Genomic DNA, 12552 nt, shown 5'->3' on the forward strand with positions numbered 1-12552 from the left:
CGAGCCTCATTCCGGGATGACCGGACCCCGCTCGCGCAGCTGCGGCAGGCAGATCTTCAGGCAGGACTCGACGGAGACGGCGTCCGTGCGCACGAGCAGGTCCTCGTGGAACGGGGCGCCGCCGGCGACGAAGGTCCTTGGTTTGACGCCGTCGCGCATTCGTTCGGCGTCGGCCTTGAACAGGACCGTGACCCCCTGCTCGGCCAATGCTTCCATGATCCGCACCACGTCCACCGCAGCTCCCTCGCAGCCGTCTTCGATCAGGTGGCAAAGCTGTCCCCGCGCGTCTTCCAGTGGATCTTCCAGCGGGCCTTCCAGCGAGCGGGCGGACGGTGAGCGGGTCACTCGATCCGGAACTCCTCTGGAAGGGCTGCCCCATGCTCACCCGGCTCGGCCGTCTGGCGGTGCGGCGCAGTCGCGCCGTGCTGACCGGCGCACTTCTCGTCCTGCTCGGTCTCGGCGCCTACGGTGCGGGCGCCCAGGAGGATCTCGATCTGTCGCGCTGGAGCGCGCCCGGCACCGAGTCGGTGCGTGCCGGGGACCTGCTGCGTGACGGCTTCCGCACCGGGAACCCCAATCTCGCCCTCCTGGTCACGGCACGCGACGGAGACGTGGACAGTGCGCGCACCGAGCGGGCCGCGCGTGAACTCCTCGCGGAGGTCGCGGAGTTGCGGCTGGTCATGGACGTGACCTCCTACTGGGACGCCGGTAGCTCCGCCCTGCGCGGCGAGGACGGGCGGCGCGCCCTGATCCTCGTTCACCTGGCGGGCGACGCGACCGAGACCCGCGAGGAACTCGCCGCCCTCTCACCCCGGTTGACCCGCACCACCCCCGAGCTCGATGTCCGCGTCGGCGGGCAGGAGGAGATCTCCCGGCAGGTCGGCGAGGAGGCCCGCGCCGACTTCCTGCGGGCGGAGGCGTTCGCCCTGCCGGCCGTGGTGCTTCTGCTGATCCTGGTCTACCGGCGCACCGCGGCCGCCCTGCTGACCGTGGCCGTCGGTCTGTTGTCCGTCCTCGGCGCACTCGCGGGGCTGCGCCTGCTGGCGCAGTTCACGGAAGTGTCGACGTTCGCGGCGAACCTGGCCCTCGTGCTCGGCCTCGGACTGGGCGTCGACTACGGCCTGTTCGTCATCAACCGCTACCGCGAGGAGCGCGCCGCGGGCCGCGACCGGGAGACGGCCGTCCTCGCGGCCACCGTCACCGCCGGCCGCACGGTCGTCTTCAGCGGGATCACCGTCGCCGTGTCGCTGTGCGCGCTGCTGGTGTTCCCGTTCTTCTTCCTGAGCTCGTTCGCCTACGCCGGTGTCCTCGTCGTGCTCTGCGCGGTCGCCGGGGCCGTGCTCGTCCTGCCGGCCGCGCTCGCCCTGTGGGGTCACCGCGTGGAACGGCCCACCGCACCGGCCTCCGGTTTCTGGCACCGCACGGCGCTGGCGGCCATGCGCCGCCCGCTCCTCGCCGGTGCCGGAGTCCTCACGGTCCTCCTCGTCGCCGCCGCACCCCTGCTCGGCCTGCGCTTCGGCCTGCCCGACGAGCGCACCCTCTCCGCGGGCACGTCCTCGCGCACGACCTCCGAGATCGTCCACCGAGAGTTCGCCGCCGAACCCACCGACACCGTCCAGGTCGTCCTGACCGAACCCGCCGACACGCGCGCGTACGCCGCCCGGCTCTCCCGCGTCCCCGGCGTGCACCAGGTCGACGCCCCCGACGGCGCCTACCGGGACGGCCGGCGCACCGGAGCCCCCGGCCAGGACCGGCTGACGGCACCCGACGGACGCGCGCGCCTGGCCGTCGTACCCACGCAACAGGCGATGTACGGGAACGTCCCCGCCCTCGTCGAACGCATCCGGGACACCGCCGCCCCGGCCCCCGCCCTCGTCGGCGGCTACCCGGGCGAGACCACCGACTTCCGCGCCACCCTCCTGGAGCGGCTGCCGCTCGCCGTGGGCCTGGTCCTGGTGGCGACGTACGTGATCCTCTTCCTGATGACCGGCAGTGTGCTGCTGCCGCTGAAGGCGACCGTGCTCAACCTGCTCAGTCTGTCGGTGATGTTCGGCTGTCTGGTCTGGGTCTTCCAGGACGGACACCTGTCCGGGCTCCTCGGCTTCACCCCGACCGGCTCGATCGAGCCGAGCATCCCGGTGCTGATGTTCTGCGTGGCGTACGGGCTCTCCATGGACTACGAGGTGTTCCTGCTGGCCCGCATCAAGGAGGAGCACGAGCGGACCGGCGACACCGAGCGCGCCGTCGGTGAGGGCATCCGGCGCAGCGCACCCCTGATCACCGCCGCGGCCGGGATCCTCGCACTGTCCTTCCTGTCGTACGCCACCGGAGGCGTCGTCTTCCTCAAGGAACTCGGCGTCGGGACGGCCCTGACGATCCTCGTCGACGCCACCCTCATCCGGGTCGTCCTGCTGCCGGTGACGATGCGGCTCGCGGGGCGGGCGAACTGGTGGGCGCCGAAGCGGCTGCGGCGGCTGCGGGTCAGGGAGGGCGACGTACTTCGCGGGGAGTACGTGTGATGACCACGCCCGGCTGACGTCCCGGGCGGCGGGCGGCGTCTAGCGTGGCGGACATGGATGAGCAGCGGGTTTCCGGGGGTCTGTGGTGGCGGCACGGGCCGCCGTGGTGGCACCGCTGGGACGAGGTGGAGCGCGCTTCGCGGTGGCCGTGGCCGTCCACCGTGCTGATCACGGTCTTCGTGCTGGGCGGATCCCGCTTCGCCGCCGAGCAGCAGATGGACGAGCGGGCCCCGCTCGACACCTTCGCGCGCGTGCTGCTCGTCGTGGCGGCCGGACTGCTGCTGTGGCGCCGACGGTACCCGGTGGTCGTGGTGTTCGGCACGGCGGCCGCCACGATGCTCTACCTGGGCGCCGGATACCCCTACGGGCCGGTCTTCGTGACCTTCGCCCTGGGCTGCTTCAGTGCCATCGCCGCGGGTCACCGCAAGTCCGCCTGGACGGCGCTCGGCCTGCTCTGGACCGGGCATGTCCTGGTGGCCCACTGGCTCTACCAGTGGCTGCCGCCGTCCGGGGACGAGGCGGCCTCCTGGGGCTCGGAGGGGGTGGTCGCAGCCTGGGGTGTCGCCATCGTGGCGCTGGCGGAGCTGGCCAGGACCCGCCGCGAGCAGTGGGTGCGGGAGCGGGCCGAGCAGGCGCAGGCGGCACGACGGCGCGCCGACGAGGAGCGGCTGCGGATGGCCCGCGAACTCCACGACGTCCTCGCGCACAGCATCTCCGTGATCAATGTGCAGGCCGGCGTCGGCCTCGCCCTCCTCGACAGCGACCCCGAACAGGCACGCACGGCGCTCACCACCATCAAGGCCGCCAGCAAGGAGGCGCTCGGCGAGGTCCGCCAGGTCCTCGACACCCTGCGCACCCCCGGGGACGCGCCCCGCGCGCCGGCCCCCGGGCTCGACCGGCTGCCGGAACTGGTGGAGCAGGCGGCGAGCGCGGGACTGACCGTGGAGATCGAGGGGGAGGCCCCGAAACTCGCGCCGGGTACGGATCTCGCCGCGTTCCGCATCGTCCAGGAGGCGCTCACCAATGTCGTACGGCATTCGGGATCGCGGCACGCCCGCGTGCACCTCGCTCATGACGACGGGGCGACGCTACGGCTCCGTATCGACGACGACGGGCCCGCGACCGGCACCGACGCGGGCGGCAGCGGCAACGGGCTGGCCGGAATGCGGGAGCGGGCCGCGGCCCTGGGTGGCACGATCGAGGCCGGGCCGCGTCCCGACGGAGGCTTCCGGGTACTCGCCGTACTGCCCCTCACAGTGAAGGAGAACCGGTGATCCGCGTACTGCTCGCCGACGACCAGTCGCTTGTCCGGGCCGGATTCCGGGCACTGCTCGACGCGCAGCCGGACATCGACGTGGCCGGCGAGGCCTCCGACGGTGAGGAGGCGGTGCGCCTGGTGGGCGAACTGCGCCCGGACGTCGTCCTGATGGACATCCGGATGCCGGTGCTCGACGGTCTCGCCGCGACCCGCCGGATCACCGCCGACGAGCGGCACTCGGGCGTCAAGGTGGTCATGCTCACCACCTTCGAGCTCGACGAGTACGTCTTCGAGGCGATCCGCTCGGGCGCCTCCGGGTTCCTGGTCAAGGACACCGAACCGGAGGAACTCCTGCGCGCGGTCAGGGCGGTGGTGGAGGGGGACGCGCTGCTCTCGCCGGGGGTGACCCGGCGGCTCATCGCCGAGTTCGCGGCCCGTTCCAAGGAGCCCGCGACGGCCGACGCGCTGGCCCGGCTCACCGAGCGGGAGCGGGAGGTGATGGCGCTGGTCGGCATCGGCCTGTCCAACGAGGAGATCGCCCGGCGCCTGGTGGTCAGCCCGCTCACCGCGAAGACCCACGTCAGCCGCACGATGGTGAAACTGGGGGCCCGTGACCGGGCCCAACTCGTCGTACTGGCCTATGAGTCGGGGTTGGTGCGGCCGGGCTGGCTGGGCTGATCCGCGCTGTCCTTGCGTTGGAAGCGCAGCAGCACACTGATGACCCGGGCCATGAACAGCACTGGTGCGAGCGCGAGGCTCACATGGATCAGGAGCTTCTCCATGGTCTCCGGCAGGTCGAAGAGCAGCGCCGGGCCGGCGAGCGCCCCGAAGACGACCGCCGCCGCGAACGCGGCGCTGAACAGCGCGTATCCGATCTCGACGGTGATCGCGTCCCGCGCGGCCTGATCCCGTCGGCCCCCGTATGCGGTCATACGACGATTCTCACAGCCGTGCGCCCGACGGAGCAAGCACTCCGCCGGGCGCACGACAGGGGAGGCGTCCCCCTGTCAGTCGCGCACGGTCACGCGCTCCGCCTCCTCCTGGGATGTGGACTTGACGACCACGACGGTCTTCTGGCGGGGCCGGACCCGCAGTCCCGTCAGTGAGATCAGCAGGCCCACGACCGCGACGCCGGTGACCACCGTGAGGCCGGGGAGGTAGCTGTCGAGGACGGCCTGGGGAGAGGCGTTCTCCGCGGGGGCGTTCGCCGTCAGCACCGCCGTGACCACGGCCAGGAAGAGCGCGCCGCCCACCTGGACCGAGGTGTTGAGCAGACCCGAGACCATGCCCTGCTCGTGTTCGTCGACGCCGTTGGTGGCCTGGACGTTGAGGGAGGGGAAGGTCAGTGCGAAGGCGGCGCCGACGAGCAGCATGGTCGGCAGGATCACCGACGCGTAGACCGGGTCGAGGTCGATGCGCAGGAACAGCAGATAGCCGACGACCATCAGCGCGAAGCCGGCCACGATGAGCCGCGGGGTGCCGAACCGGTCGATGACCGTGCCCACCTTGGTCGCGGACAGCGCCACCAGTGTGCCCGCCGGCAGGAAGGCCAGCGCTGTGTGCAGCGCCGACCAGCCGAGCAGCTGCTGCATGTAGAGGGTGACCAGGAACTGGAAGCCGATGTAACTGCCGAGGAACGTCAACGCGCCGAGCTGGGCCCGGACCTGTGGGCCGGAACGCAGGACGCCGAGCCGGATCAGCGGGCTGGGGCTGCGCCGCTCGACGGCGACGAAGGCGGTCAGCAGGACGGCGACGGCCAGGAAGGACAGGATCGTGCGGACGGAACCCCAGCCGACCTCCGCCGCCTGGACCACGGTGAACACCAGCAGCAGCATCGAGCTGGTGCCGAGCACGGCGCCCGGGATGTCGTAGCCACCGGTGCTCTGTTCACGTTCGCTGCGCGGCAGCAGCTTCAGTCCCGCGATCAGGGCGATCAGCGCGACGGGGGCGGGCAGCAGCATGGTGTAGCGCCAACTGGCCTCCGTGAGCAGGCCGGAGAAGACCAGGCCCATCGAGTAGCCGGTGGCGCCGCAGGTGGTGTAGATCGCCAACGCGCGGTTGCGGAGGGGGCCTTCGGCGAAGGTCGTGGTGATGATGGACAGGCCGGCGGGCGCGGTGAACGCGGCACTCAGGCCCTTGATGAACCGGCTGGCGATCAGCAGCGGCCCGGAGTCGACGAGCCCGCCGAGCAGCGAGGCGACCGCGAAGACGGCGAGGGCGACGAGGAACACCTGGCGTCGGCCCAGCAGGTCGGCGGCGCGACCGCCGAGCAGCAGCAGGCCGCCGTACCCGAGGATGTAGCCGCTGACGATCCATTGCAGGGTCGAGGTCGACAGACCGAGGTCGGCGCCGATGGACGGCAGGGCGACGCCCACCATCGACACATCGAGCGCGTCCAGGAACATCGCGGCGCAGAGCACCAGCAGCGTGCCCCACAGTCGGGGAGTCCAACGCCCTTCGGGCGCAGGCTTGTTGAGCGGAGAGGTCATGCCCGAGACACTACATGCGCATGCATCGAATGCAAGCGCATTTAATTACGGTGCAATAATTTTGGCTCTCTGCTACGGTGCGCCCATGGCGGCGAAGAAGGCCGAGCAGACGCTCGTGGACCAGTGGCGGGACATCCTGGCGCTGCATGCGCGCACCCAGTGCGAGCTGGACCGTGCACTCCACCAGCACGGCCTGTGCGCCAGCGACTTCGAGGTGCTCGACGTCCTCGCCGACGTGCGGCGCGCCACGGGCGGCGACTGCTCCTATCGCGTCCAGGAGATCTCAGAGCGGGTCCATCTGAGCCAGAGCGCGTTGTCGCGGCTGATCGCCCGCCTGGAGAAGGACGGACTCGTCGAGCGAGCCATGTGCTCGGAGGACCGGCGGGGCGTCCGGGTGGCGCTCACGGCGAAGGGGCGCACGCTGCACGGCGAGGTGTTGCCGGTGCAGCGTGCGGTGCTGACGAGGACGCTGGGGTCGGACTGACGCGGGCCGCGGGTCAGACGACCCCGGACTTCTCGCGCCACAGTTCGGCGAGGGCGGTGTCGCCGGTCACGGCCGGGAACGGCACGCGGTTCCAGAGAGACAGGTACAACTGCCCCGCCGGACCGGCGATTTCACACTCCGCGTCGCCTTCCGCGCCTCGCCGGGCCGCGGGCGGCTCCTGGGACAGTCGTACGGTCCACACCGCGCCCTCGGTGTCCGTGGCCCGCACCCGCAGCACTCGGGGCCGCTCGCTGCGCACCCGGCTCTTCTGGCGGGCATGGAACCCGGTCAGCAGTTCGTCGATGCCGTCGACGGCGAACGCCGGGGCGATGCCGCTCGGTGAGCCACCCCGCGCGCTCTCCGCGTCGAAGCGGTGCACCGCGGTCTCGTGTGCCTGCCGACGCGCCCAGAACGCGAGGGGCGAGGGCGCGGGCAGGAAGTGCCAGCACTGAATGTCCGGATCGGCCGCGGTCAAGGTGTCCACGAGATGCCCGTGAGCCTCGCGGTACCAGGCCACGAGCGCGGCGCCGTCGAGGTCGGGCAGGTCCCCGAGGGGCCGGGGCGACGGATGCCGGTCGGCAACGAACCCCGCCGCCCATCGGTGCACCGCCCCCGTGTGCCTCAGCAGGTCCCGCACCTGCCACTCCGGGCAGGTCGGCACCTTGGCATCGGTACCGGCCTGCTCGGCGGCCGCGGCGAGCGACCTGCCTTCCTGGTCGAGGATGTGGACGAACTCGGCAGTCTCCATGGGGGTGAGTGTGCCGCATGGGAACGCGGCCGGTCGCCGTTCCGTCACCTCACTGAACCCGCTCCGCGGGCGACCTCAGCCGTGACGTCGGGTGAGGAACCCGATGACGGCTGCCGTGGCGGCGAGGACGGCCACGCTGGTGAGGGCGATGGGGAGGGAGAACCAGTCCGCCATGAAACCGATCGCGGGTGGGCCCAGGAGCATGCCGCCGTAGCCGAGGGTGGAGGCGGTGGCGACACCGGTGGGGCCGGCGAGCGTTCCGGCGCGTTCGATGGCGACGGGGAAGAGGTTGGCGAGGCCGAGTCCCGCGATGCCGAAACCGAGGAGCGCCGCCCACAGTTCGGGGGCGAGCGCGCCGAGCAGCATGCCGGCCGCCGCGGTGGAACCGCCGACGATCACGGTGCGGGTGCGGCCGAGCCGCTCCAGCAGTGTCGTGCCGGTGAGCCGGCCGACGGTCATGGTGAGGGCGAAGCAGGAGAAGCCGACGGCGGCGACACCGGGGGAGGTGTGGAGGTCCTCCTGGAGATGCAGCGCGCTCCATTCGGCCATGGCTCCCTCGCCGTACGCCGTGCAGAGGGCGATCAGTCCGAAGACGACCACCAGCCCACGGGTCCGCCGGTCCAGCCGACGCGGGGCGGGGCCCGCTCGCGGTTCCGTCCGCTCGGGCGGTACGGGCGGTTCGATCCGCAGCAGGGTGCGTCCGGCCACGGCTGTCACGAGAAGTCCGATGACGGTGAGGCCGAGCAGATGACGGGTGGGGGAGAGGTGCGCGGCGACCACCCCGCCGAGGCCGGCACCGACCATGCCGCCGAGGCTGAAGGCGGCGTGGAAGCTGGGCATGATGGGGCGCTTCAGGGTGGTGACCAGGTCGACGGCGGCGCTGTTGAAGGCGACGTTGATCCCGCCGTACGCACTGCCGAAGACCAGCAGCACGGCGCCGAGGGCCGGCGCGGAGTGGGTGAGCGGGGGCAGGGCCACGCTGAGGGAGAGGAGTACGGCACAGGCGACGGTGACCTGGTGGTTGCCGTAGCGGCGGCACAGCCGACCGGTGAGCGTCATCGTGATGACGGCACCGGCGGAGACGCCGAGGAGCGCGAGGCCGAGGGTGCTGGCGGTGGCGTGGGTCTGCTCCTTGATGGCGGGGATGCGGACGACCCAGCCCGCGAAGACGAAGCCGTCGAGGGCGAAGAAGACGGTCAGGACGATGCGGAGGCGGCTGAGGGCGTTCCCCTTGTCACCCGGCACGTCGTTGTGCGTTCGGGTTTTGTTTATTAGCGGCACAAAGTCAGGCTAGGTGGGGTGACGTGCTGGGGCAAGGGCATGGGGTTCGGCTCCGGTTTCCGGTGTGCGCCTGTGGCGGATCGTTGCCATGGTGGTTGCCATGTGCTGGAGTGCCACGGCCGATCTCGTCGCCGGTGCCGGGATCGTCGGCGTCGGTGTGGCCTGCGTGGCACGAGTGCGCAGAGCGGGCGATCTGCCGATGGCCTCGGTGCCGTTGCTGCTCGGTGCGCATCAGCTGGTCGAGGCCCGCGTCTGGCAGGTCGGGGGCGGGACCGGGCCGGCCACCGTCGTATGGGCGGTGATCGCCCTTCCTCTCCTGGCGGCGTGGGTGCCGCTGGCCGTGCTGTGCGCGGTACCGCGGCAGGCGTGGGGCCGGCTGGCGATTCCCGTGGTGTGCGGTGTCGTGACCGCCGGCGCGATGGCGTACGCCATCGCCACCGGGCCCGTGCGTGCGGAGATCCGCGGCCATACCGTCGGCTACGTCCTCGGGCTGCCCCGCACCGAAGTGCTCATCGCGGGCTATCTGCTCGCCACGGTAGGCGCCCTGCTGCTCTCCGGCGACCGTTGGCTGTTCGGATTCGGAGTCCTGGCCGCGGTGGGTGTGCTGGTGTGCTGGGCGCTGTGGCGGCTGGAGTTCGCCTCGACCTGGTGTGCGTTCGCGGCGGTGTGCTCGCTGGTGGTCCTCGGGTGGGTGCGTCGGCGGTCCGCGTATTCCCCTTGAGCATGGTGGTGTTGCTACCGGGATCGGCGATCCTGCCAGCGGGAGAGGGCTGGTCGGTCCTGGCGCCCGTGGCGCACGGTGGGTCCATGAACACCGGTGAGCCGTCACGGCTCCGCAGCCGTGTGACACCACTGCGCTGCCTCAAGGGAGACATGTACGTACCGAGCAGGACCGGTCAGCGGCCCGCCGCTCTCGCCAGAGCCGCTTCGGCCTCGGCGGCCAGGGTGGACACGAGTGCGGTCGCGGGAGGCAGATCGGTGACGAGGTCGACCGCCTCGCCCGCCCAGATCGGCGACGGGGGTACGGCGCCGCGTTCCACGTCGGCGTCGTAGGCCCGGCGGGCAGCCGCCGGATCCGCGGCGAGTTCCGCCTCGCGGCCCCGCCATCGGTCGAGGTAGGTGTGTCCGAGGGTGCGAGCCGTGTATTTCGAGGGCCATCGGGAGCTTCGGGCGATGTCGAGGATGCGGTTGCGTTCGGTGTCCTGCCCCCGTCCCCGAACCAGGGCCTCGGCGACCGAGGGATCGACGAGCGCCTCGGCGGTGGCCTGGAAGCGGGTTCCGATCAGCGCCCCGGCGGCCCCCAGGGCCAGGGCGGCGGCCACCCCCCGGCCGTCGGCGATGCCACCGGCCGCCAGTACCGGCACCGGTGCCACCAGATCCACCACGACCGGCACGAACGGCAGCGTGGACCGCCCGTGCCGGGCGCCGTGGCCACCGCTCTCGGTGCCCTGCGCCACGATGACATCGGCGCCCAGGTCCACCGCCTGCCTGGCCTCCTCCAGATCGGTGACCTGGAGGAGCACCGCCACACCGGACTCATGGGCCCGGTCGACGAACGGGCTCGGATCGCCGAAGGAGAACATCACCGCGGCGGGGTGGTGTTCCAGGACCTCATGGACCGCGCGCGGCTCGGTCGCCCAGGTCTGGAACCCGACGCCCCACGGTTCCTCGACATCCGCCAGGATCGGCAACTCCCGGGCCAGCAGGTCCGGATGCCCGCCTCCCGCCCCGAGCAACCCCAGCCCGCCACCGCGCGAGACGGCCGCGGTGAGCGCACCGCCCGCCGAACCGCCCATGGGAGCAAGGGCGATGGGATGCCGCACACCGAACAACGTCGTGAAAGCCGTCGACAGCGTCATGCGCGGCATCGTCTCATCCACGCACCCCCTCCCTAAGGGGCGAGCTCCTTGGTGATGCGGTCGAGCATGAACGCCGAGGACGCGGGGGCGCGTTCCTCCCAGGCGAAGACACAGGCGGTCGCGACGCCGTCGAAGTTCAGGTCGCGCAGGGTGCCGAAGAAGGCGTCCCAGTCGACCTCGCCCTGACCGATGTCGAGGTGCTGGTGGATACGGGCCGCGGTGCCGGGCGGGTTGAGGATGTAGCGAAGCCCGCTGGAACCCTTGTGGTTGAAGGAGTCGGCGATGTGCACGTGCCGGAGCTTGTCACCGGCGTAGCGCATCATCGCCGCGATGTCGGCGGTCGGATCGGCCCCTGACAGATGGAAGGAGTGCGGCGCGCAGTACAGGTAGTTCACCCAGGGCTTGTTGAGGGCCCGGACCAGGTCGACCGCGGGGGTGTTCTCCTCGCAGAAGTCGTCCGGGTGCGCCTCCAGGTTCAGAGCGATGCCTTCCCGCTCGAACACCGGCAGCAGCTCCTCCATCGAGCGCCAGAACGCCGCCTCGCTCTCCGCGGCGCGCTCGGGGCGGCCGTTGAACTCCGAGTTCATCAGCGGGCATTCGAGGTCGGCGGTGATCTCGATCATCCGCTTCCAGTAGCGGACGGCCGCCTGACGCTCGCTCTCGTCCGGTGACGACCACTTGTAGAGCGGCAGCACCGAGGACAGCTGAACGCCGTGCGTCCGCAGGGAGTTCCTGAGCTCGGCGAGCCGATCGTCGTCGGCCCGCGGGTGCAGGAAGAACGGCATGAAGTCGTCGCGGGGCGACAACTCGATGTAGTCGTAGCCGAGTTCGGCAACTGTGCGCACCATGTCGCCGATCGGCAGGGCGCGGAACATGTACGGGTCGAGGGCGATCTTCACGCGGCACCTCCGTAGAAGGCGGGACGGGGTTTGAGGTCGGTGGCGACGACATGGCCCGACTCCAGGGCCTCGACGGTCGCGCTGGTGATGACGGTGGCCGCGTAGCCGTCCCACGCCGAGGGACCGGTGGGCTCCACGCCGGCGGCGATGCCCGCGATCCACTCACGGAACTCGGTGTCGAAGGCGTCCGCGAACCGGCCCACCCAGTCCGTGAGCACCTCCGTGCTGTGCCGGCCCGCGCTGCGCAGACCGACCGCCGCCGGGTCCGGCAGCCGGACCAGACCCTCCTCGCCCACGGCCTCGCACTGGATGTCGTATCCGTACTGGCAGTTGACGAAGACCTCCAGATCGATGCGTACGCCCTTGGCGGTCTCGAAGAGCATGATCTGCGGGTCCTTGAGATGCGCGAACCGCTTGCTCGTGGCGCGCGGTGTGACCACCTGGGTGGAGACGATCTCGTCGTCCAGCAGCCAGCGCAGCACGTCCACCTCGTGCACCGCCGTGTCCAGGGCGGCCATCGAGGAGGTGTACGACTCAGGGACGGTCGGATTGCGGTGGGCGCAGTGCACGATCAGCGGCTCACCGATGCGGCCGGAGTCGATGACCTGCTTCATCTTCCGGTAGCCGACGTCGTGGCGGCGCATGAAGCCGACCTGGACCAGACGGCGGCCGTGGGCCTGTTCCGCCTCGATGATCCGCAGACAGTCCTCGGCGCCGGTGGCGAGGGGCTTCTCGCAGAACACCGGCTTACCCGCGGCTATCGCGGTCAGCACGTGCTCGGCGTGGGTGGGGCCCCACGACGTCACGAGTACGGCGTCGACCTCCGGAGAAGAGATCAGGGCCGCGCCGTCGGGCAGCACCTGGGCACCGACCGGTGCCGCCGCCTCCGCGGCGCGGTTGGCGTCGATGTCGGTCACCGCGGTGACCCGGGCGCCCGTGACGGTCTCGGTGAGACGCCGGATGTGCTCCTTGCCGATCCAGCCGGCGCCGACGACACCTACACGTACAGTCATGA

The 12552-nt window shown here is 71.2% G+C and carries 13 protein-coding genes; 5 read left to right on the forward strand and 8 right to left on the reverse strand.

Annotated features, from left to right (window positions below; translation table 11 throughout):
- Positions 1-6 precede the first annotated feature (6 nt).
- Complete coding sequence (locus ACWD3I_RS21870; RefSeq protein WP_365412726.1) at positions 7-345, reverse strand: hypothetical protein; 339 nt, start codon at positions 343-345, stop codon at positions 7-9.
- Between ACWD3I_RS21870 and ACWD3I_RS21875 the strand changes: the two genes are divergently transcribed.
- Genes ACWD3I_RS21875 through ACWD3I_RS21885 form a run of 3 tightly spaced genes read left to right on the forward strand, consistent with a single transcriptional unit; the run spans position 333 to position 4455 of the window.
- Positions 333-2519: an MMPL family transporter gene (locus tag ACWD3I_RS21875; protein WP_365412724.1), complete on the forward strand. Its 2187-nt coding sequence runs from the start codon at positions 333-335 to the stop codon at positions 2517-2519. The genes ACWD3I_RS21870 and ACWD3I_RS21875 overlap by 13 nt on opposite strands.
- 53 nt (positions 2520-2572) lie before the next feature.
- On the forward strand, positions 2573-3793 hold the full coding sequence (locus tag ACWD3I_RS21880) for a sensor histidine kinase (protein WP_365412721.1): 1221 nt from the start codon (positions 2573-2575) through the stop codon (positions 3791-3793).
- Positions 3790-4455: a response regulator transcription factor gene (locus ACWD3I_RS21885; protein WP_365412719.1), complete on the forward strand. Its 666-nt coding sequence runs from the start codon at positions 3790-3792 to the stop codon at positions 4453-4455. Before ACWD3I_RS21880 ends, ACWD3I_RS21885 begins: the two co-directional genes overlap by 4 nt.
- On the opposite strand, the gene ACWD3I_RS21890 is transcribed toward ACWD3I_RS21885, so the two are convergent.
- Positions 4416-4709: a DUF6332 family protein gene (locus tag ACWD3I_RS21890; RefSeq protein ID WP_365412717.1), complete on the reverse strand. Its 294-nt coding sequence runs from the start codon at positions 4707-4709 to the stop codon at positions 4416-4418. The two genes, ACWD3I_RS21885 and ACWD3I_RS21890, sit on opposite strands and share 40 nt — an antisense overlap.
- A 75-nt stretch (positions 4710-4784) precedes the next feature.
- Positions 4785-6266 carry an MFS transporter gene (locus ACWD3I_RS21895; RefSeq protein WP_365401913.1) on the reverse strand — a complete coding sequence of 494 codons (1482 nt, stop codon included), beginning with the start codon at positions 6264-6266 and terminating at the stop codon, positions 4785-4787.
- A gap of 85 nt (positions 6267-6351) precedes the next feature.
- Here ACWD3I_RS21895 and ACWD3I_RS21900 point away from each other — a divergent pair, with 85 nt between their 5' ends.
- Complete coding sequence (locus ACWD3I_RS21900) at positions 6352-6750, forward strand: MarR family winged helix-turn-helix transcriptional regulator (protein WP_365401910.1); 399 nt, start codon at positions 6352-6354, stop codon at positions 6748-6750.
- 13 nt (positions 6751-6763) lie between these two features.
- On the opposite strand, the gene ACWD3I_RS21905 is transcribed toward ACWD3I_RS21900, so the two are convergent.
- Both ACWD3I_RS21905 and ACWD3I_RS21910 read right to left on the reverse strand, forming a co-directional pair.
- Positions 6764-7498: a maleylpyruvate isomerase family mycothiol-dependent enzyme gene (locus ACWD3I_RS21905; protein WP_365401907.1), complete on the reverse strand. Its 735-nt coding sequence runs from the start codon at positions 7496-7498 to the stop codon at positions 6764-6766.
- A gap of 75 nt (positions 7499-7573) precedes the next feature.
- Positions 7574-8779, reverse strand: coding sequence for an MFS transporter (locus ACWD3I_RS21910; RefSeq protein ID WP_451084142.1), 1206 nt, complete (start codon positions 8777-8779; stop codon positions 7574-7576).
- Positions 8780-8879: 100 nt separating this feature from the next.
- Between ACWD3I_RS21910 and ACWD3I_RS21915 the strand changes: the two genes are divergently transcribed.
- On the forward strand, positions 8880-9500 hold the full coding sequence (locus tag ACWD3I_RS21915) for a DUF6629 family protein (protein WP_365401901.1): 621 nt from the start codon (positions 8880-8882) through the stop codon (positions 9498-9500).
- Between the two features lie 175 nt (positions 9501-9675).
- Here ACWD3I_RS21915 and ACWD3I_RS21920 read toward each other — a convergent pair whose 3' ends face one another.
- Genes ACWD3I_RS21920 through ACWD3I_RS21930 form a run of 3 tightly spaced genes read right to left on the reverse strand, consistent with a single transcriptional unit; the run spans position 9676 to position 12550 of the window.
- Complete coding sequence (locus ACWD3I_RS21920) at positions 9676-10659, reverse strand: nitronate monooxygenase (RefSeq protein WP_365401898.1); 984 nt, start codon at positions 10657-10659, stop codon at positions 9676-9678.
- A gap of 11 nt (positions 10660-10670) precedes the next feature.
- On the reverse strand, positions 10671-11537 hold the full coding sequence (locus ACWD3I_RS21925) for a sugar phosphate isomerase/epimerase family protein (protein ID WP_365401895.1): 867 nt from the start codon (positions 11535-11537) through the stop codon (positions 10671-10673).
- The gene (locus ACWD3I_RS21930; protein WP_365401892.1) at positions 11534-12550 is read right to left on the reverse strand and encodes a Gfo/Idh/MocA family oxidoreductase; all 1017 of its coding nucleotides are present in this window, start codon (positions 12548-12550) and stop codon (positions 11534-11536) included. Before ACWD3I_RS21930 ends, ACWD3I_RS21925 begins: the two co-directional genes overlap by 4 nt.
- Positions 12551-12552 lie beyond the last annotated feature (2 nt).

Source organism: Streptomyces sp. NPDC002817 (genome assembly GCF_053592055.1).

What these genes read in the sequence shown, in the direction of transcription:
- ACWD3I_RS21890 (WP_365412717.1), bottom strand. Translation starts at nt 4,709, where the DNA reads ATGACCGCATACGGGGGCCGACGGGATCAGGCCGCGCGGGACGCGATC.
- ACWD3I_RS21905 (WP_365401907.1), bottom strand. Translation starts at nt 7,498, where the DNA reads ATGGAGACTGCCGAGTTCGTCCACATCCTCGACCAGGAAGGCAGGTCG.
- ACWD3I_RS21900 (WP_365401910.1), top strand. Translation starts at nt 6,352, where the DNA reads ATGGCGGCGAAGAAGGCCGAGCAGACGCTCGTGGACCAGTGGCGGGAC.
- ACWD3I_RS21930 (WP_365401892.1), bottom strand. Translation starts at nt 12,550, where the DNA reads ATGACTGTACGTGTAGGTGTCGTCGGCGCCGGCTGGATCGGCAAGGAG.
- ACWD3I_RS21880 (WP_365412721.1), top strand. Translation starts at nt 2,573, where the DNA reads ATGGATGAGCAGCGGGTTTCCGGGGGTCTGTGGTGGCGGCACGGGCCG.
- ACWD3I_RS21915 (WP_365401901.1), top strand. Translation starts at nt 8,880, where the DNA reads ATGTGCTGGAGTGCCACGGCCGATCTCGTCGCCGGTGCCGGGATCGTC.
- ACWD3I_RS21895 (WP_365401913.1), bottom strand. Translation starts at nt 6,266, where the DNA reads ATGACCTCTCCGCTCAACAAGCCTGCGCCCGAAGGGCGTTGGACTCCC.